This is a genomic window from Mesorhizobium sp. L2C066B000 (assembly GCF_000502335.1).
In the GTDB taxonomy this organism is placed as follows: Bacteria; Pseudomonadota; Alphaproteobacteria; order Rhizobiales; family Rhizobiaceae; genus Mesorhizobium.
Genome location: NZ_AYWZ01000013.1, coordinates 61,407 through 80,571, shown reverse-complemented (window position 1 = coordinate 80,571; position 19,165 = coordinate 61,407). Strand labels below are relative to the sequence as shown.

The 19,165-nt window shown below is 63.3% G+C and carries 16 protein-coding genes and 1 pseudogene; 12 read left to right on the top strand and 5 right to left on the bottom strand.

The genetic code is table 11. The features are described 5' to 3' along the window. Positions 1–62 precede the first annotated feature (62 nt). From X733_RS142840 to X733_RS142850, 3 genes are read left to right on the top strand one after another with little or no spacing between them, the layout of a single operon-like run. Positions 63–470, top strand: coding sequence for a hypothetical protein (locus X733_RS142840; RefSeq protein ID WP_023819576.1), 408 nt, complete (start codon positions 63–65; stop codon positions 468–470). Between the two features lie 34 nt (positions 471–504). Beyond that, positions 505–2,241, top strand: coding sequence for a type I secretion system permease/ATPase (locus X733_RS142845; RefSeq protein WP_023819575.1), 1,737 nt, complete (start codon positions 505–507; stop codon positions 2,239–2,241). Then, the gene (locus X733_RS142850) at positions 2,238–3,548 is read left to right on the top strand and encodes an HlyD family type I secretion periplasmic adaptor subunit (protein ID WP_023819574.1); all 1,311 of its coding nucleotides are present in this window, start codon (positions 2,238–2,240) and stop codon (positions 3,546–3,548) included. Before X733_RS142845 ends, X733_RS142850 begins: the two co-directional genes overlap by 4 nt. Before the next feature lie 62 nt (positions 3,549–3,610). On the opposite strand, the gene X733_RS142855 is transcribed toward X733_RS142850, so the two are convergent. The 3 genes from X733_RS142855 to X733_RS142865 all read right to left on the bottom strand — a co-directional run bounded on the left by X733_RS142855 (position 3,611) and on the right by X733_RS142865 (position 6,035). Next, complete coding sequence (locus X733_RS142855) at positions 3,611–5,044, bottom strand: aldehyde dehydrogenase family protein (RefSeq protein ID WP_023752025.1); 1,434 nt, start codon at positions 5,042–5,044, stop codon at positions 3,611–3,613. A gap of 122 nt (positions 5,045–5,166) precedes the next feature. Continuing rightward, positions 5,167–5,550 (bottom strand): ACT domain-containing protein, encoded by a 384-nt coding sequence (locus tag X733_RS142860; RefSeq protein WP_023752026.1) that lies wholly within the window; start codon positions 5,548–5,550, stop codon positions 5,167–5,169. A 23-nt stretch (positions 5,551–5,573) separates the two neighbouring features. Continuing rightward, positions 5,574–6,035, bottom strand: coding sequence for a GNAT family N-acetyltransferase (locus X733_RS142865; protein ID WP_023819573.1), 462 nt, complete (start codon positions 6,033–6,035; stop codon positions 5,574–5,576). Between X733_RS142865 and X733_RS1000000169745 the strand changes: the two genes are divergently transcribed. From X733_RS1000000169745 to X733_RS142875, 3 genes are all read left to right on the top strand, one after another. Next, the gene (locus X733_RS1000000169745) at positions 6,034–6,270 is read left to right on the top strand and encodes a hypothetical protein (RefSeq protein ID WP_155923299.1); all 237 of its coding nucleotides are present in this window, start codon (positions 6,034–6,036) and stop codon (positions 6,268–6,270) included. The genes X733_RS142865 and X733_RS1000000169745 overlap by 2 nt on opposite strands. Before the next feature lie 506 nt (positions 6,271–6,776). Further along, a complete protein-coding gene (locus X733_RS142870) occupies positions 6,777–9,503 on the top strand; it encodes an autotransporter domain-containing protein (protein WP_023819572.1) in 2,727 nt (908 codons plus the stop codon). A 206-nt stretch (positions 9,504–9,709) separates the two neighbouring features. Then, positions 9,710–10,786 (top strand): YeiH family protein, encoded by a 1,077-nt coding sequence (locus X733_RS142875; RefSeq protein WP_023705796.1) that lies wholly within the window; start codon positions 9,710–9,712, stop codon positions 10,784–10,786. On the opposite strand, the gene X733_RS142880 is transcribed toward X733_RS142875, so the two are convergent. Continuing rightward, positions 10,783–11,280: a GAF domain-containing protein gene (locus tag X733_RS142880; RefSeq protein WP_023705795.1), complete on the bottom strand. Its 498-nt coding sequence runs from the start codon at positions 11,278–11,280 to the stop codon at positions 10,783–10,785. The two genes, X733_RS142875 and X733_RS142880, sit on opposite strands and share 4 nt — an antisense overlap. Positions 11,281–11,463: 183 nt before the next feature. Here X733_RS142880 and X733_RS142885 point away from each other — a divergent pair, with 183 nt between their 5' ends. The 6 genes and pseudogenes from X733_RS142885 to X733_RS1000000170950 all read left to right on the top strand — a co-directional run. Beyond that, entirely contained in the window at positions 11,464–12,360 is an 897-nt protein-coding gene (locus tag X733_RS142885) for a GlxA family transcriptional regulator (protein ID WP_245265733.1), read from the top strand. A 324-nt stretch (positions 12,361–12,684) separates the two neighbouring features. Further along, complete coding sequence (locus tag X733_RS142890) at positions 12,685–13,989, top strand: Xaa-Pro peptidase family protein (RefSeq protein WP_023743639.1); 1,305 nt, start codon at positions 12,685–12,687, stop codon at positions 13,987–13,989. A gap of 337 nt (positions 13,990–14,326) precedes the next feature. Next, positions 14,327–15,004, top strand: coding sequence for an isochorismatase family protein (locus X733_RS142895; protein ID WP_023819571.1), 678 nt, complete (start codon positions 14,327–14,329; stop codon positions 15,002–15,004). 3 nt (positions 15,005–15,007) lie between these two features. Beyond that, entirely contained in the window at positions 15,008–15,994 is a 987-nt protein-coding gene (locus tag X733_RS142900) for an alpha/beta hydrolase (RefSeq protein ID WP_031193777.1), read from the top strand. A gap of 414 nt (positions 15,995–16,408) precedes the next feature. After that, positions 16,409–18,049: an ABC transporter substrate-binding protein gene (locus X733_RS142905; protein ID WP_023819569.1), complete on the top strand. Its 1,641-nt coding sequence runs from the start codon at positions 16,409–16,411 to the stop codon at positions 18,047–18,049. Positions 18,050–18,172: 123 nt separating this feature from the next. After that, positions 18,173–18,400 (top strand): annotated as a pseudogene (locus X733_RS1000000170950) (hypothetical protein); the annotation flags it as partial. Positions 18,401–18,472: 72 nt separating this feature from the next. On the opposite strand, the gene X733_RS142915 reads toward X733_RS1000000170950, so the two are convergent. After that, entirely contained in the window at positions 18,473–19,093 is a 621-nt protein-coding gene (locus tag X733_RS142915; protein ID WP_245263767.1) for a hypothetical protein, read from the bottom strand. Positions 19,094–19,165: the final 72 nt, after the last annotated feature.

The window sequence follows — 19,165 nt, the reverse complement described above, 5'->3', positions numbered from 1 at the left end:
GGAGGGGTGCCGTCAGGCTCCCCTCCCGCATACCCCAGCGCAGTGAAAAGGGAGAGGACGCGATGACCGACCGCCGCACAGTGTTAATGGCCGCCGGAGTTGCGGCAGTCGCCGCGGCCACCGGGGCAGCGGCAGCGCAATCGCCAGATATTCGCGCAACAGATATTCGCGGCGCCGTCACCTTTGTGGGCGGCAAGGCTATCCCGGAAGGTCATCTCGAGATCTATCTTGAGGATCCCGCCATTCAGGACAGTGGGCGACGCCGCGCCGCCAAAACCAGCCTCAAGAGCGAGGGCGGCTCAAAGACGATAGAATTTTCCTTGCCCCTGCCCGCAAGCTCGACCGCTTCACCAACGCTGCAGGTCGTTGCGCGCCTGGAGCGTGCGGACGGCTGGCTGGTGGCGCGGGGCAGCGCGCAGTTCCAGGCCGGCCTGCCCGTCCATGTCACACTCAAGGCAGTTATCTATTGAAGGACGAGATGCCATATCCTGATTGCGAGCCTGCATGCAGCTGACGCCATCGACGCCGCTTACGCTGGTCGGAATCCTGGCGTCCTTTCGACGTGCGTTTTCGGGCATCGTCCTGATGAGCGGGGTCGTCAACGTGCTGACCCTGACCGGCTCGTTCTTCATGTTGCAAGTCTATGACCGCGTCGTTCCGGGTCGCAGCGTGCCGACGCTGGTCGGCCTGGCGGTGCTTGCGGGAACATTGTTCGTGTTTCAGGGAGTGCTGGAGCTGATCCGCTCTCGCCTGATGGTGCGGCTGGGACAGGGGCTGGACGCAAAGCTGAGCCCGTCGGTCTATTCGGCGCTGATGCGCCTGCCGCTGCGCGCCAAGCCTTCCGGCGACGGGCTGCAACCCCTACGGGATCTCGATCAGGTCCGCTCCTTTATCGGCAGTGCCGGACCGACCGCTTTGTTCGACCTGCCATGGATGCCGCTCTATATCGGCATCTGTTTCATTTTTCATTTCTGGATCGGCGTTACCGCGCTTGCCGGCGCCGTTGTCCTGTTTGCACTGACGCTTCTGGCCGAATTCCGGACCCGCGGCCCGACAAGGATCGCCGGACAGCACGCGGCCGTCCGCAGCACGTTGGCCGAGGCGACAAGGCGCAATGCCGAAGCCATGCAGGCCATGGGTTTTGGCGGGCGTATCGCCGAGCGGTGGTCTGCCGTCAATGCCGAGTACCTGAACGCCCATGCGGCAGCCAGCGATGTCGCGGGAACGCTTGGCACGATTTCCAAGATCCTGCGGTTGATGCTGCAATCGGCAATGCTGGCGATCGGCGCTTATCTGGTCATCAAGCAAGAGGCGACCGGCGGCATCATGATCGCAAGCTCGATCATGATGGGCAGGGCGCTGGCTCCGATCGAACTGGCGATAGCGCATTGGAAGGGTTTCATTTCAGCGCGGCAAAGCTGGGCACGCCTGAAGCAGCTTCTGTCCGCGCTGCCGGAAGGCGCAACCGGCGTGACCCTGCCCGCGCCTGTCAGCGCCCTGGCGGTCGAGAATGTCAGTGTCGCGCCGCCGGGCGAACGCACGCCGGTGGTGTGGGATGCAAGTTTTTCACTGGCCAGGGGAGCAGGCCTGGGGGTCATCGGCCCGAGTGCTTCCGGCAAATCATCGCTGGTGCGTACGCTTGCAGGTGTCTGGCTGCCGACGCGCGGCGCCGTGCGGCTGGACGGCGCGACGCTTGACCAGTGGCCGGCCGACGAGCTGGGTAAACATATCGGCTATCTGCCGCAGGATGTGCAGTTGTTCGACGGCACGATTGCGCAGAACATCGCCCGCTTCGACCCGGATGCGTCATCCGACATGGTGCTTGCGGCAGCCAAGGCCGCCGGCGTGCATGATCTCGTCGTGCATCTGGCCGACGGTTACGACACGAAGGTTGGCGAAGCCGGCGCCTCGCTGTCGGCGGGGCAACGGCAGCGTGTCGCCCTTGCCCGCTCTCTCTATGGCGATCCGTTCCTGGTCATCCTGGACGAGCCGAATTCCAATCTCGACTCGGAGGGTGAATTGGCCTTGTCCGCCGCCATCCAGGGCATCAGGGAACGCGGCGGCATCGTTATCGTCGTCGCGCACCGATCCAGTGTCCTGGCCAATGTCGACACCGTGCTGGTAATGGCCAATGGCCATGTGCAGGCCTTCGGTCCGAAGGATGAGGTGCTGAACAAGGTCTTCCGATCGGCAGCGCCGCTCAAGGTCGTTGCCGCCACGGAGCGAGGCGTTCCGGCATGAGCGAGGACAGAAGCGCTTTGCATCACCGGCAGGTCCGCCGCTATCTCGTGGCTGGCGTTGCTACCTGTCTGCTGCTTGTCGGAGGTGTTGGCGGCCTGGCGGCGGTGACCAAGATGTCGGGTGCGGTGATCGCAGCTGGCCGGCTGGTGGTCGATTCCAATGTAAAGAAAGTTCAGCATCCGACGGGCGGCGTGGTCGGCGAGATCAGGGTGCGTGAAGGCGACCGGGTCAAGGCGGGCGATATTCTGGTGCGGCTGGACGAGACGACAACGCGCGCCAATCTGGCGATCGTCTCAAAAGGTCTGGATGAGTTTTATGCACGGTTGGCGCGCCTGGAGGCGGAGCGTGACGGCAAGGACACGATCAGCTTTCCGGAGGTTTTGACATCGCGGCGCGACGAAGCCGGTGTCGCCGCATCCATGGCCGGAGAACAATCGCTGTTCGATTTCCGGCACCAGGCGCGGTCTGGCCAGCGATCGCAATTGCGCGAACGGATCGCGCAGTTGACGCAGGAGAGTGCCGGCCTGACCGAGCAGTTGCAGGCGAAACGCCGCGAGATCGAGCTGATCCAGATCGAGCTGGAAGGCGTGCGGTCGCTCTGGCATCGCAAGCTGATAGGAATCGACCGCATGACGTCGCTGGAACGGGACGCGGTGCGGCTCGAAGGCGAGCATGGCCAGTTGACAGCCGGAATTGCCCAGGTGAAAGGCAAGGCGTCCGAGATCGAACTGCAGATCATCCAGATCGACCAGGATCTTCGCAGCGAGGTCGCGACCGATTTACGCGATACCCAGGGAAAGATCTCCGAGTTCGTCGAACGCAAGGTAGCGGCCGAGGACCAGTTGAAGCGCATCGATCTGCGCAGCCCGCAGGATGGCGTGGTGCTGCAGTTGGCGGTGCATACGATCGGCGGGGTCATCACCCCCGGCGAACAGGTGATGCAGATCGTACCGGTGACGGACGACCTGACCGTTGAAGCGCATATCGCACCGCAGGATATCGACCAGGTGACGATGGGCCAGAATGCGATTTTGCGCCTGTCGGCGTTCAATCGGCAAACCACGCCGGAGCTGACCGGGACGCTGTCGCGGATCTCGGCCGATCTCACCATCGAAGAGCGCACCGGAGCAGCCTTCTATGTGGCGCGGGTGACGCTGCCCAAAACCGAGGTCGCCAAGCTGCGCGGGCTGGCGCTGGCGCCAGGCATGCCGGCCGAAGTGTTCTTCCCGACGGGCGACCGGACGATGCTTTCCTATCTGGTGAAGCCGCTGTCGGATCAGATCCAGAAAGCTTTCCGGGAAGAGTGAAGCCGCACCTTTGAGAGCTGAAGCCTCGGGACCGGCTGGTTGCCGGTCCCCAAGGGGTAGCCCTACTCCGCCGCCTCGTAGCCGGCGATGCCCTTGATCTCGAGGAAATCCTCGAGGCCGTATTCGGCGTATTCGCGGCCGTTGCCGGATTGCTTGTAGCCGCCGAAGGGCAGGCCGGCGTCCCATTGGGGATAGTTGATGTAGACGTTGCCGGTGCGCATTCGGGCGGCGACTTCGCGGGCCTTCTCGATATTCTTGGCCTGGATGTAGGACGCCAGCCCATAGACGGTGTCGTTGGCGGTGCCGATCGCCTCTTCCACTGTGTCGTAAGGCATGATCGCCAGCACCGGTCCGAAGATTTCCTCGCGTGCGATGCGCATGTCGGGCGTGACATCGCCGAACACGGTCGGGCGGATATAGTAGCCGCGGTTGAGTTCGGCCGGACGGCCGGGGCCACCGGCAACGAGCGTCGCGCCTTCATCTATGCCGGCCTGGATCAGGTCCTGGATCTTGTCGAACTGGATCTGGCTGACCACCGGGCCGAGCTTGGTACCGGCCGCATCGGCCGGGCCGACGGTCAATTTTTCGGCCGCCGTCTTGGCATAGCCGGTCGCCTCGTCGTGGCGGTCGCGCGGCACGAACATGCGGGTCGGCGCATTGCAGGACTGGCCCGAGTTGCTGAAGCAGCCGGCGACGCCCTTGCTGACGGCCTTTTCAAGATCGACATCGGGAAACAGGATGTTGGCCGACTTGCCGCCAAGCTCCTGATGCACGCGCTTGACCGTGTCGGCGGCCGCCTTGGCGACCAGGATGCCGGCGCGAGTCGAACCGGTGAACGACATCATGTCGACATCGGGATGGCTGGACAGCGCCTGGCCGACGCCCGGGCCGACGCCATTGACGAGGTTGAAGACGCCCTTGGGAACGCCGGCCTCGTCGATGATTTCGGCAAAGATGATGGCGTCGAGCGGCGCGATTTCCGAGGGCTTCAGCACCATGGTGCAGCCGGCGGCGAGCGCAGGACCGACCTTGCAGGTGATCTGGTTCAGCGGCCAGTTCCACGGCGTGATCAGGCCGACGACGCCGATCGGCTCCTTGACGATCAGCGACGAGCCCTTGACGTGGCGGAATTCGAACGACTTCAGCACCTCGGCCATCTTCCGCAGATGTGCCAGGCCAATGCCGACCTGGCTGTCGAGTGCCATCTGGCGCGGCGCGCCCATCTCGCGCGATACGGCCAGCGCCAGATCGGCGCTGCGCTTCTTGTAGACCTCGATTATGCGGTTGAGGATATCGAGGCGCTCCTCGACCGAAGTGAAGCCGAATGTCTCGAAGGCGCGCTTGGCGGCCGCAACCGCCTTGTCGACATCGGCCGTTGAGCCGAGCGAAATCTGCGCGAAAGCATCTTCGTTTGACGGGTCGATGACGTCGAGTGTGCTGGGCACGACAGGATCGACCCACACGCCGTCAATATAGAACTGCAGATTGTGTGACATGGGCTACTCCTCGGGGGATTTCTGAATTGATGGGGGGCGATCGCCAGATCGTCGTATCGGTTCAGGGATAACGATGGGGCAAGAGCGATGTCAAACGCAAGGGCGGGCGATTGAGCCGACGGCTACAGAAGCGTGTGCCCCGCCGCGACCAGAAGCCCCCTTGCCGCGGCTTCATCCTTGGCTTTGACGAGCAGATGGTCACCATCGAAGGTGGATACCAGAAAAATGCCGAGTTCGTTTTCCGACAATGGTTTTATCACCGACAGCACGATGCCTGTTTCGTCGAAGGCAAAGGGACCTTGGAGTTTCAGGGCGACCCAGTCCCTGTCATGCTTCACCCCGTCCGGCACCCGATCCTGCAGGCAGACGACCGAAAGCTCGTCCTCTGTCCTGGTGATGCTGACGAAGCCCGGTCCTTCGGCCCAGCCGGGAATGCTCTCTTTTGCTTCGAGGCGCGAAACCGCATACCGCCCCGAGAGCGGCTTCAACCGGACCCTGACTGCCATCCGATCCTCCCTGTTATCGGCCATCACCCCAGTTTCTTGCTCATATAGACCGTCATGCCGTTCATGAACGGCTCCTCCCGGTCGATCGTATAGCCATGCCGTTTGTACAACAACACATTGGCCATGAAGGCGCCATTGGTCAGCAGGCGCAGCTCGAAGCAGCCGGCCTCCAGCGCATTCTGCTCCGCCCGTTCCAGCAACAGCCGGCCGATTCCCCTGCCCTGCGCCTGTGGCGCGACGCAGACATTCTCGATCCAGAGATGATCCTCGGCCAGCATGGTCTCGATCATGCCGACGATGCGGCCATTTTCGATGGCGAGATCGAACGGATGTTCGGCGACCGCCTTGTCATAGTCGGCGCGCATCGGCAGCGGCTCGCGGCCGATCAGAGGCACCCATTTGGCATAGGCGGCACGCACAATGTCCCGGATGGCAGCAGCGTCCGCCGGTTGGGCCGGCCGAAACAGGATGGAAGAATTGGACATGGCAAAGGCTCCAGACATGAAAACCCCGCCGGCAGACATCGCGGGCGGGGCTGGAACGAACGAACCGGAATTTTATTGGGCCGGTCCTTTTCGTCGCGCAAACAGCTTGCCGCGCTGCGTGGTGCAGGAACGGCGTCGCTTGGCGATGGCGAACGAGAAAACGAACATGACGCCACGCTGGAGCAGGAAGCGCGGCGCTGTCAAGATTTTGGCGTTGGCCCAGCCTCCGAGTTGACCCGCGCGGCTAGAGCGGGCGGCGCCGGCAAGGCCATAAGTGTACTGCCAGGCAACGCCAGTCTTCACCTTGCGCGGTGGTTGCTCGCCTAAACTGCTGCGCCGTCGAGTAGGGCTCTCGTACGCGTACAAAAAAACAGCAACAGCTAATATTGTTGGACATTCAACCTACCATTGGTTCAAATTTCTATTTGATCTAATCTTGGCATCATAATATAAGCGGAGAAGCACTGGACGGGCTGACGGGGGGGCGCCATGCATCGAGGGCTGGCAAAGCGTACAATCTCACGTTTGTTAGGCGCGATGACGGTCGTCTACGCGCTCGCGGGCACGACGTCAGCGCTCGGGCAGTCTTGTAGTCCCACACAGACAGCTCATGCTTTTAGCTTTACTGGCGCCGACCAGTCCATCTCGGTTCCTGGCAACACCCATTCCGCCACAGTATACCTCAAGGGAGCGCAAGGCGGGGTTGGCAAGAGCGGCGCCGGCACCATCGGGGGCAGCCCATTGAGCCCAGGCGGCGCCGGCGGGCTCGGCGGCCAGGTGAGCGGTTCCTTGACTGTCGCGCCGGGTGACATCCTTTCTGTCGGCGTTGGCGGCCGTGGCTCGCTCGCGGTCAATCCCGGTGGCGCGAGCGGTACTCCCGACGGCGGCAATGGTGGAGGGGCGACCGACCTGCGGCTGGGCGGAACCCGCCTGGCAATTGCTGGCGGCGGTGGCGGCGGTGGCAACGGGGGCTGGCACACTACAAATTCGATAGCTGGTGGCGCCGGTGGCAAGAGCGGGGGATCCGGCTCGGCAGGAACCGATGTTTCGGGCGGCCTTGGCCCCTTCGGCGGTGAAGGTGGCACTGTAGGTGCCGGTGGCGCGATCGGCGCTGGGTGCGATAGTTTTCCTGGCACGGCCGGTCAGGCAAATGGCCAAGGCGGAACTGCACGAAATTTCTCAGGGTCTTTCCTGGGCGCCGGATATGCTGGTGGTGGCGGTGGCGGGGCTACTGTCGGCGGCGGTGGTGGCGGCGCAGGCGTCGGCACGACCTCGTGCCAGCAGAACTGGAACGGCGCCGGCGGCGGCGGCGGCGGCGGATCATCGGATGCCGGCTCGCTGCAATCGGCTGCGGTGGCGGAAGGCGTCAATTCCGGCGATGGGTCCGCATTGATCTGTTTTGATGAGCCGCTCTATGTGATCAGCGGCACAGCGAGCGGTCAGACCGGGACGGTGAGTTTGAAATTGACATCAAGCTCGCCGGCAGGGACGCAAACCAGGGACGTGAATGTCGGCGATACCACCTTTGCCTTTGCGGATGGCCTGCTGACCGGCTCCAACTGGAGCGTTGAGGTTACTGCCAAGCCGGCCGACCAGACATGCACGGTCACGACGGCCTCGGGCACGGTGGCGGGAGCCGACGTGACCAATCTTGTCCTGTCCTGCACCACGGTGACGGTGGAGTTTTCGCCGGCAACATTGCCGAATGCACATATTGGCACGCCGTACAGCCAGACCATCACCGCAAGCAGCCCCAATGGCGGCGCCGCACCCTACACCTTCACCGTGGTTTCCGGCTCGGTGCCTCCCGGCCTCGCACTCTCGCCTGGGGGTACACTGGCTGGCACACCCACTGTCGCGGCCAATTACGATTTTACGGTGCGGGCCACGGACAGCAACGGCTTTACCGGCCAACGTGACTACACTGTGGTCGTCGAGATCCACTTGCCGTCGGCACAGGACCACACGCTGGACGTGATGGCCGGAACGACCGGGTCCCTCGACCTGACGCAAGGGGCTACGAATGGGCCGTTTACCAGCGCCACGATTGCCTCGCCGCCGCCGAGCGAAGCTGGCACGGCTTCCATTGTGCCCGATGGCGGCGCTTATATCCTGCAGTTTGCCGCGGCAGCCACCTTTGCCGGCACAACCAGCCTGACCTACACGCTCTCGAATGCCGACGGAACGTCACCTCCCGCAACCGTGACCATCAACGTCACGGCACGGCCCGACCCCTCCCGCGATCCGGAAGTGATCGGCCTGATTCGGGCACAGGTGGAGGCGGCAAAGCACTTCGCCGACATTCAGATCCAGGGATTTGGACAGAGGCTGGAACAGCTCCACAACGAGGGCGACCAGCGCCACAATTCGATAGGCCTCAGCGTTGCCGTCCAGCAATCGTCGGACAATCCCGACGCATACGCTCAGCAGCAGAATGCGGCGAACGATCCGGCGCTCGCCGCAATCGCCACGGCATCGTCGCAGTCAACTTACGGAGCGCCCAATCCGGAGCGCATTCAGCCCAACGCCAACGCAAAGCAGGACAGGACCTCGACCGGCGCGTCGCCGATCAAGACCGGACAGTCTTCAACTGGCACGGACGTGGACACCCAGACGTCGTCACTGCCGGCCGAGAACCCATTTGGCGAACTGGCCTTCTGGAGCGGCGGCTACGTCAATTTCGGCACCGATGACGATGGAGCCATCAAGCTCGACCATACGCTGGTCGGCGTGAGCGTCGGTGCCGACTACCGCTTTTCCCCGACCTTCACCGCCGGTCTCGGGTTTGGCTATGGCCATGACGTCACCGACGTCGGGAGCAACGGCACCGAAAGCCGCGCCCATGCCATCTCGGTCGCCGCCTATAGCAGCTACCGCCCGGCGCCAGGTTTTTTTGTCGATGGCCTTGCCGGCTATGGCGCCCTCAATTTCGACAGTGAGCGCTATGTGACCGATACCGGCGATTTCGCGTCTGGAACGCGCGACGGAAGCCAGGTCTTCGGGTCGCTGACGGCGGGCTACGAATTTCGCCGGCCGGACTCTCTGATATCACCCTATGGACGTCTGTCGGGGTCCCACTCCACGCTTGGCGGCTTCACCGAGACGGGTGGCGACATCTATAATCTGACCTTCGGCAAGCAGACCGTCGACACGCTGTCGGGCACCCTTGGCCTGCGCATCGAGAACAACATTCCTACCAGCTGGGGTCTGCTCACACCGCGCGCGCGCTTTGAGTATACGCACGACTTTGCCGGCTCCAGCCGCGTCAGCCTCGGCTATGCCGATATCGGCACCACGCGTTACGCGCTGGACGCAGATGCCTTTTCCAACGACTATTTGTCAATCGGGCTCGGCGTCGATGCGCAAATCGGCGGTATTGCCTTCGGGCTGAACTACAGCACCCCGGTCGGCAGCAACGGCGACAGCCAGGACCATACGATCGCCGCGCGAATTGGGATGAAATACTAGGGCATGATCCCAAAAAGTGGGGTTAGATCGTGATGGGAATTCATCATGGTCTAGGGCGGCTCCAGGTTTCGCCCGGCCGCTCTTTCTCATTCTGACCTCGGCCGCCCTAAACGTTCACAAAAATCGATCATTTCAACAAAAACAATTCGTTGGAAAGATCGATTCTGGAATGACATTCTCCTGAGGTACTTGCCTGGAGAATTGCATTGTCTGCCGCCGCCCAACTAGCGAACGATATTCCGATCAGCATGATTTCCGCCGACCTGCCCGTGGGCCGGAAGCGGCTCGATTCCGTGTGGAATGGCGTCATCCCCGGGATCGTGCTGGTAGCGATGATCACGGCTGTGGCCTTCTCGGCCCATAATGTCTCCGGCTTCGCGCTGTTCAGCCCGATGATCCTCGCCGTCGTCGCCGGCATGATCTATTCCAACGTGCTCGGCACGCCCGCCCATGCCAAGGCCGGCATTGCATTCTCGCAGAAGCGCCTGCTGCGCTTTGCCGTCGTGCTGCTCGGCTTCCAGCTGACGCTTGGCCAGGTCGTCTCCATCGGCGCCGGCGGCGTCGGCATCGTGGCAGCCACCCTTGGCGCCACCTTCGTCTTCACCATCACGCTTGGCCGGCTGATCGGCGTCGACGCCAAGCTGGCGCAGCTGATTGCCGCCGGCACCTCGATCTGCGGCGCTTCGGCGATCGTTGCCACCAACATCGTCACCGATGCGCGCGACGAGGACGTCACTTATGCCGTCGCCTCGATCACGCTGTTCGGCACCGTCGCCATGCTCGGCTTTCCGCTGCTGGCGCCGGTGCTCGGCCTCGACCAGCACGCATTCGGCCTGTGGGCCGGCGCCTCGATCCACGAGGTGGCGCAGGTCATCGGCGCCGGCTTCCAGAACGGCGCCCAGTCCGGCGAAATCGCCACCGTCGCCAAGCTTACCCGCGTCGCCATGCTGGCGCCGATGGTGATCGCGCTCGGCCTGATGGCGCGCCGCAAGAGCAATGGCGATCGCCCAAGCGACCAATCCGGTGCGCGGCCGCCGATACCGTGGTTCGTCGCCGCTTTCGTCGCCGTCGTGGCGCTGAACAGCCTGGTTGCCGTGCCGGCCGAAGTGAAGTCGGCCATGGCGTTCGCCACCACCATCATGCTGACCATGGGGCTCGCCGCCATGGGTCTGCAGGCCAACATTTCGCAACTGCGCTCGCGCGGCCTTCGCCCGCTGGCGCTCGCCTTCTGCGCCTTCCTGTTCATCGGAGGCTTCAGCCTGATGCTGGTGAAGTTCGCCTAGTCCTCGAACGAACTCGCCGCGACATAGATCGCGGCCAGCGCTTCGATGCCGGCCTGGTCGTCCTTGTCGAAGCGGCCGGGCGTCGGGCTGTCGAGGTCGATCAGGCCGAAGACGCCGTCATTGTCGCTCAGCAGCACGACGAGCTCCGAGCGCGAGTCGGCGTCGCAAGCGATGTGGCCGGCAAATTCATGCACATCCTTGACCAGCATCGACATTTCGAGATCGATGGCGGTGCCGCACACGCCCTTGCCGACGGCGATGCGCACGCAGGCCGGCTTGCCCTGGAACGGTCCAAGCACCAGCTCCTCGTCCGACGCCAGGAAATAGAAGCCGGCCCAGTTGAGATCGGGCACCATCTGGAAGATCAGCGCCGATGTGTTGGCGGCGTTGGCGACGGAGTCGCTCTCGCCTTCCAGCAGCGCCTTCAACTGGGTGGCCAGTTCGCGGTAGAAGGCTGGCTTGTCGGTGCTGTCGATGGTCTGGGCCGCAAACATGGCGTCGTCTCCATTGCCGGCGGGGCAAAAAGCCCCTTACATTTCCTGTCTGCCACCAATGACGCTCCCAGGAAATACACAATTGTGAATACCGACCGTGCCAGCCAAACACACGACCGGGCGCAACCCGCAGCGAGCGAAGGTCCCCTCACCTTCGCCGTTCTGGTCTTTCCCGGCTTTCCGATGATGGCGTTCAGTTCGGTGATCGAGCCATTGCGCGCCGCCAACGTGCTGGCCAAGCGCGATTGTTACCGCTGGGTGATCGTCGGCGCCGACCAGGGCACGGTCGAGGCGTCCAATGGGGTTGTCATACAACCGGGATTCTCAGCCTCGAGCGCACCGAAGGTCGACCGCATCGTCGTCTGCTCCGGCGGCAACGCGGACTTGCTTGTCGCGGACGATGCGGTTGCCTGGATCCGCAGGAGCCTGCGCGCCGGCGCCCATATCGGCGCGGTGGCCGACGCCGCCTTCTTCCTCGCCAGGGCCGGCTTGCTCGACGGCCATGCCTGCACCTTGCACTGGACCAGCCAGGCCGCCTTCACCGAGGCGTTCCCGGATATCGAGCTTCGGCGCGATCTCTACGTCATCGACCGCAAGCGCTTCACCTCGGCCGGCGGCGTCGGCAGCCTGGACATGATGCTGGAGATCATCACCAACGATTATGGCGGCGAGCTCGCGGCGGGCGTTGCCGAATGGTTCGTGCACAGCCCCTTGCGTTCGAGCGTCGACCGCAAGCTGATGCCGCTGCGCCTGCGCACCGGCGTCCAGAACGAACTGGTGCTGTCGGCCATCGCCCTCATGGAGGATGCGGTCGAGGCGCGGCTTGGGATGACGGAACTGGCGGCAAGGCTCGGCGTCTCCTCCGACAAGCTGGAGCGTAATTTCCGCGCCCAGCTCAGCATTTCGCCCAATGGATATTACCGGCGGCTCCGGCTGCGACGCGCCGCCGACCTGTTGGCCCATTCGACGCTGATGGTGCGAGACGTGGCGCTGGCCTGCGGCTTCGCCTCGATGTCGAGTTTTGCCCGGGCTTTTCGCGAAGAGCATGGGCATGCACCGAAGGCGATGCGGCGGCGTTAGAGGGCGCTGCGCGCTAACGCGGTGAGATGCTGGCGGGACAGCGCCCCCCTCTGTCCTGCCGGACATCTCCCCCACACGGGGGGAGATCAGATGTCGCCTCGGCTTTCGCCAATCACCACGTTGCAGGGCGAGCGGGACGCGAAAGCTGCTAATTTCCCTCCTTGTGGGGGAGATGTCCGGCAGGACAGAGGGGGGCGCGAAGGATCGCAACATTGCCCTTTGTATCCATGCCCTTCTTGCGGCATTTCGCACGACATCTGCGGATTCTCGCACAGACATTTTTCGGCGCATGGCTATGGTCTAGCCCTTCAGGAGGCGCACCCAATGAGCATCGTCGTTTTCGACCCCGACAGCACCGTGGATGTGGATTTCAAGGACCGCATGCGCCACCCGGTCGCGGCTGACTCCGCCGGCGGCATGTGGCTGTCGGACACCGAGCCGTCCTTCATCGATGCCGACGCCTTGCGCAAAGGGCGGCTGGCGAAACTGCGCGGCTGGATGCGCGAGGCGGGCTATGGGGGCGTCGTTTTGTTCGACCCCTACAACCAGCGCTATGCCACCGGCTCGCGCAACATGTTCGGCTATTTCCTGCGCAACTCGACGCGCTATTTCTTCATCCCGACCGACGGGCCGATCGTGCTGTTCGAATATCCGCAGAGCTACCATGTCTCGATGGTGCTCGACACGATCGACGAGGCGCGGCCGTCGAAGCTGGTGTGGTCTTCGGTGTCGGGCCGCGACGACGAAACCGCCGGTCCTTTCGCCGACGAGATCGCCGAGCTTTTGACGAAGCACGGCGGCGGCTCGATGAAGCTTGGGCTCGACCGCTGCAGCCATTTGCAGGCGCTGGCGCTGGAAAAGCGCGGCTGCGACGTCAGGGATTGCCAGGGCGAGATTTTGGCGGTGCGCGCGGTCAAGACGCCTGAGGAGGTCAAATGCCTGCAGGTGTCGATGGCCGGCGCGGAAGCTGCCGTCTACGCCGTGCGCGAGGCGATAAAACCCGGCGTTTCCGAAAACGAGCTGTTCGCCATCATGTATGGCGAGGTGATCCGCCAGGGCGGCGAGTTCATCGAGACGCGGCTCCTCACCTCGGGACAGCGCACCAATCCGTGGTTCAACGAGGCCAGCGGCCGCAAGATCCGGCCGGGCGAGCTTCTGGCGCTCGATACCGATACGATCGGCTGCTATGGCTATTATTCCGATTTTTCGCGCACCTTCCGCTGCGGGCCGGGCAAGCCGACCGGCTATCAGAAATCGCTCTACCGCATGGCGCACGACCAGGTTCAGCACAACATTTCGATCGTCAGGCCGGGCATGGCTTTTCGCGAGATCGCCGAAAAGGCGTGGAAAATCCCGGACCGTTTCGTCGACCAGCGCTATACCTCGGTGATGCACGGCGTCGGCATGCATGGCGAGACGCCGTTCATTGCGCACGCCATGGACTATGAAACCTATGGCCGCGACGGCATTATCGTGCCCGGCATGGTGGTGAGCGTGGAAAGCTATATCGGCGAGAAAGGCGGCCGCGAGGGCGTCAAGCTGGAGGACGAAATCCTGATAACCGACACCGGCACCGAGCTTCTGTCGCGCTTTCCCTACGAGGATGAGTTTCTGGAGAAACAGGTTTGATCGCAGCGTCCCTCACTAACGTCAGCGCGGTATCGCAAACCTTCGGGAATAGTCGCGGCAGCTATGCCTTCGTCATCCTAGGGCGAAGCAAGGAGCGCAGCGACGCGGCGCAGACCCTAGGATCCATGCCGGGACTCATCCGCGCCGCAACGGTGCAAGTTCTGCTCCGCCGCACTCTCCGACCAGCGTCACGGCATGGATCCTCGGGTCTCCGCGACGGAGCTTCGCTCCTGCTTCGCCCGTGGATGACGAAGGTGGGGAGGCACCGGCCAATCACCACTGTTTGCGCGACTTCGCTGAACGGAATGGCGTTGGTCGCGAACCAAGGCCTATCCGCATGAAAAGCCCCATCTCGATCAAACGCGGCACGGTCGCCGCGGCGTTCATCGACCTCCAGGAAGAGCATCGGCAGGACAAGCGCTATCTGGTCGAAGGTTTTGGCGAGGTGCTGGCCAACGTCCAGCGCCTGCAGGCGGCGGCGCGGCGCAACTTCGTGCCGCTCTATCACTGGGCCTATGTCGTCGATACCGCCAAGGCGCGTCCGTTCCATCCGCTCGACGCCGACGGCAAGTCTGCCTTTTCCGACAAGAGCGATCCTCTGACGGAAATCTGCCCGGAAGTGGCGCCCGCGGCCGGCGAGACGATGCTGGTCAAGACGCAGGCCAGCGCCTTCGGCGCCGGGCCTGCCGCAACCGAACTCAAGGCGCGCGGCATCGAATGGCTGATCGTCGCCGGCGTCTGGACCGAGGCCTGCATCGACGCCACCGTGAAGGACGCGGTGGCATCCGGCTTTCGCGTGCTTCTGGTCAAGGATGCCTGCGGCAGCGGCAGTGCCGCCATGCACCAGACCGCCATCCTCAACCTTGCCAACCGGCTCTATGGCGGCGCCGTCACCAACACGATAGACGCGTGCCGGCTGATGGCGGGCGACACCATCGATGCATGGCGGGTCGAAGGCTCGGTACCGCTGCGCTTCACGTTTGAAAACGCCGAACGGCTCTACGGCGAGTTCTGAGAGATGGGCACGGTCCACAAGCTCAAGACCGCCAGGCGGGGGAAATACGCCACCCTGCTCGATCCGGCGCTGTGGGAGTATATCGACCTGGCCAATGACTGGTTCCCGCCCGAAATCCCCGAACTTCCGATCGTCGAGCAAAGGTCGGTCTATGATGCGATGTGCCGCGCCTTCCATCAGGGTCATCCCAAGGGGGTTTCGGCCAGCGACGGCATCATCGCCGCCGATGAGGGACACGCCATCCCGATCCGCTACTACCGGATGGCGGGCAAGCCCGTGCGCGCCGTCATCGTCTACTATCATGGCGGCGGCTTTGTGCTTGGCGGGCTCGACAGCCATGACGACATCTGCGCCGAGATCTGCGCCGGCACCGGTTTCGACGTTGTCTCGGCCGACTACCGGTTGGCGCCGGAGCATCCGCACCCGGCCGCCTTCGACGACGCGCTGACCGTGTTCGAATGGGCGGCGGTGACAACGGACCTGCCGATCGTGCTCGTTGGCGAAAGCGCCGGCGGCAACCTTGCCGCCGCGGTCGCGCACGCCTCGCGCCGCCACCTGCGCCGGGCGGTCGGCCAGGTGCTGATCTATCCCGGCCTCGGCGGCGACGAGAGTGCCGGCTCCTATGTCGAACATGCCGAGGCACCGTTGCTGACGCTGCGCGACATCGCGTTCTACCGCACCATTCGCGCTGCCCCGGCACAGTCGCCCGACGACCCGACTTTTTCTCCGCTGAAAGACAATGACTTCTCCGGCCTGCCGCCGACTGTCATCATCACCGCCCAGTGCGATCCGCTGTCATCGGACGGCGAGACCTATCGCGACCGCATCGTTGCCGCCGGCGGCCGCGCCTGGTGGTATGAGGAGCCGCGGCTGGTGCACAGTTTTCTGCGCGCCCGCAAAAGTGTTCAGCGCGCCGGCGAGGCGTTCGTGTGCACGCTTGCAGCCATCGCCGCCGTCGCCGTGCTCGGCAAGAACGACTGGCCATATTGAGGCGGCGAAGCGCTGATCTCCCCCTCATGGGGGTTGAGGAGTGGTCCGCGTAGCGGATGGAAAGCCAATTGCTTGGCTTTCCAAACGACGAAAGCCGGCAGGCCAGAGGGGCGCGCGAAGGATCGCGGCCCTTCAGTATCCTAAATCAACGCAACGATTATCTGTGAAGATACTCCAGTCGGCAGACGGGATGGCGGGACAGCGCCCCCCTCTGTCCTGCCGGACATCTCCCCCACAAGGGGGGAGATTGGCCATCTACCACTGCGGAGCAGTGCACAAGAATTGCGGAAAAGCGAACATTTCCCGGTGTCGGCCCGCTTTATCATCACCTGCTCAGGCAACGGCGCCTCGGCGATCGCATCCGCCCCCAGCGGAAGCGGACCGTCGGGGCGCCCAACAAAAAAGGGAACGACGATGAAATTCATGCTGACCGACCGCAATTTGCACCCGCAGGCGAAGCCCGTTGCCGACGATTTCAGGAAGGGCGCTGTCAACCGCCGCGAATATCTCGCCATCATGGCCGGCTTCGGCGTCAGCGCGGCCGGAGCACTGGCATTGGGCGGCCTCAGCGCGTCGCCCGCCCGGGCAGAGGAGCCGAAGCGCGGCGGCACCTTGCGCGTCGCCATGAACGTCAAGGGGTTCAAGGATCCGCGCACGTTCGACGGCGTCGAGATGTCCAATGTCGCGCGCCATTGCAACGAATATCTGGTGCGCTGGAACCGCGACTTCACCTTCGAGCCGTGGCTGCTCGAAAGCTGGGAAACCAGCGACGACGCCAGGACGCTGACGCTGCATGTGCGCAAGGGCATCGCCTGGTCGAATGGCGATGCCTTCAACGCCGACGACGTCATCCACAATCTCACCCGCTGGTGCGATGCTTCCGTCGCCGGCAACTCGGTCGCCGCGCGCATGGGTGCGCTGATCAATGCCGACACCAAGAAACCGGTCGACGGCGGCATCGAGAAGGTCGACGACTTCACCGTCAAACTCAATCTGCCGAAGCCCGACATTTCCCTGATCGCCGGTATGGCCGACTATCCGGCTTTGATCATGCACCGCTCCTATGAGGGCGGCGACGATCCGATGAAGGCGCTGGCGATCACCACCGGACCCTGCGAACTGGTCAGTTGGAATGCCGAGACAAGTGCTGAGGTGAAGCGCAAGGACAAGCCCTGGTGGAAAGGCGACTTCCATCTCGATGGCATCAAATGGGTCGATTACGGCTCCGACCCCAACGCCATGCTGTCGGCGTTCGAATCCGGTGAGATCGACACCGACCACGAAACCGCGTCCGACGCCGTGTCGCAGACCGAGCAGATGGGCTTGCTGAATTCCGAGATCGCCACCGGATCGACCATCGTTGCCCGTTTCAATGTCGGCAACGCACCCTATGACGACGTCAAGGTGCGCCGCGCCGCCCAGCTTGCCGTCGACAATTCCGCCGTTCTAGCGCTCGGCCTCGGCGGGCGCGGCAAGCCTGCCGACAACCACCATGTCGGCCCGATGCATCCTGAGTTTGCCGATATCGGTCCGGCCAAGCGCGACATGGACCAGGCGAAGAAACTGCTCGCCGAGGCCGGCAAGGCCGACCACGAATTCGAGCTGATCTCGGTCGACGTCGAATGGCAAAAGAGCACCGGCGATGCGATCGCCGCGCAAATGCGCGAAGCCGGCCTGAAGATCAAGCGCACCGTGCTGCCGGCCGCGACCTTCTGGAACGACTGGAGCAAATACCCCTTCTCCACAACCGAATGGCTGGGCCGCCCGCTCGGCGTCCAGGTGCTGGCGCTCGCCTACAAATCGGGCGCCGCCTGGAACGAAAGCGCCTATGCCGACAAGGAATTCGACACGCTTCTCGACAAGGCGCTGGCAACGCCGGACGCCGCCCAGCGCAAGGAGATCATGGCCAGGATCGAGCAGAATCTGCGCGATGCCGGCATCATCATCCAGCCCTACTGGCGCTCGGTCTACCGCACCTATCGCAAGGGCGTGCAAGGCTGCGAACAGCACCAGTCGCTGGAACAGCATTTTGAGAAGGTGTGGCTGGAGGGGTGATCCTTTCCAGAACGAAAACGGCTGGGGTGGTTCGGGGGACCACGCCGGCCGAATGCCATTTGCCATGCGCAAGAATTTTGGCACAGATTGCGCCTGACCGACTTTCGGCTCAGCGAATCAGGCATGGATCATTTCGACCTCGGCACCTATCGCCGCCCCATTTCCACCACCTCGGCCGAGACGCAACGCTGGTTCGATATCGGGCTGAACTGGTGCTACGGCTTCAACCATGAGGAAGGCATAAAGTGCTTCGAGAAGGCGCTGGATACGGACCCCGATTGCGCCTTCGTGCATTGGGGCATCGCCTATGCCGCCGGGCCTTTTTACAACCTCACCTGGAAGGAACACGGACGAGCGTGCAGGCGAAACACGCTTGCTGTCACTGAGATCCCGCCGCCCGACCATCCGAGTCGGCTTCGCCTTCTACGAGAAAATCTCCGCCAACTCATCCACGCTGGTGCCTTCCTTGACCTGGCGCAGTTCGACATAGGTGACGGCAATGGTCACCGACAGCATCGTCGAAAAGATCGTCGACACCAGAGTGCTGCCGAGCGCTCCGACCAGGACACCGACGCCGGTGATGCCGCCGGTGGTGGCGACGGCCAGTCCGAAAAACAAAGTGAACACCGCCTGGATGAGCATCGCCGCCACGCCAATGATCAGCAGCAGCCAGAATATCGACCAACGGCTGCCCTTGGTCAGGGCACGGCTGCGCGATATCGAGCCGAACACGCCAAGCCGCTCCTGAACCGCAATGGGCACGGAAACCGATACGGAAATCAGCCACATGAAAGCGGGGATAAACGCCAGGGCAAGCCCGATCAGCCACCCGATAGGGGGAATGACCCAGGCGATGAAAACCATCACAAAAACAGCCACCACCAGAGTGACAATGATCAGAATGCCTATGCCCAGCGTGGGCAAGAAGCTGCGCAATGCTATCTGGATGCAGTCGCCGATGACCGGCCGCTTGCCGTTCAAATCCTCGATTGCCGCTCTGACAAGCGCCGCTTGCACCAGCAAGGCCAGAACGAAAATGATCAAGGAAGCGACTATCGATAAGCCCGAGTAGTCTCCCATGGCCGACGTCTCGAAAGCGGCGGCGTTCCCGGCGCT

Bases quoted from the DNA above. Each gene is read 5' to 3' on its own strand.
- X733_RS142895 (WP_023819571.1), top strand. From the start codon at position 14,327: ATGAAAAGCCCCATCTCGATCAAACGCGGCACGGTCGCCGCGGCGTTC.
- X733_RS142885 (WP_245265733.1), top strand. From the start codon at position 11,464: ATGATGGCGTTCAGTTCGGTGATCGAGCCATTGCGCGCCGCCAACGTG.
- X733_RS142840 (WP_023819576.1), top strand. From the start codon at position 63: ATGACCGACCGCCGCACAGTGTTAATGGCCGCCGGAGTTGCGGCAGTC.
- X733_RS142905 (WP_023819569.1), top strand. From the start codon at position 16,409: ATGAAATTCATGCTGACCGACCGCAATTTGCACCCGCAGGCGAAGCCC.
- X733_RS142855 (WP_023752025.1), bottom strand. From the start codon at position 5,044: ATGTCACACAATCTGCAGTTCTATATTGACGGCGTGTGGGTCGATCCT.
- X733_RS142850 (WP_023819574.1), top strand. From the start codon at position 2,238: ATGAGCGAGGACAGAAGCGCTTTGCATCACCGGCAGGTCCGCCGCTAT.
- X733_RS1000000169745 (WP_155923299.1), top strand. From the start codon at position 6,034: ATGGCAAAGGCTCCAGACATGAAAACCCCGCCGGCAGACATCGCGGGC.
- X733_RS142880 (WP_023705795.1), bottom strand. From the start codon at position 11,280: ATGTTTGCGGCCCAGACCATCGACAGCACCGACAAGCCAGCCTTCTAC.
- X733_RS142865 (WP_023819573.1), bottom strand. From the start codon at position 6,035: ATGTCCAATTCTTCCATCCTGTTTCGGCCGGCCCAACCGGCGGACGCT.
- X733_RS142845 (WP_023819575.1), top strand. From the start codon at position 505: ATGCAGCTGACGCCATCGACGCCGCTTACGCTGGTCGGAATCCTGGCG.
- X733_RS142860 (WP_023752026.1), bottom strand. From the start codon at position 5,550: ATGGCAGTCAGGGTCCGGTTGAAGCCGCTCTCGGGGCGGTATGCGGTT.
- X733_RS142900 (WP_031193777.1), top strand. From the start codon at position 15,008: ATGGGCACGGTCCACAAGCTCAAGACCGCCAGGCGGGGGAAATACGCC.
- X733_RS142890 (WP_023743639.1), top strand. From the start codon at position 12,685: ATGAGCATCGTCGTTTTCGACCCCGACAGCACCGTGGATGTGGATTTC.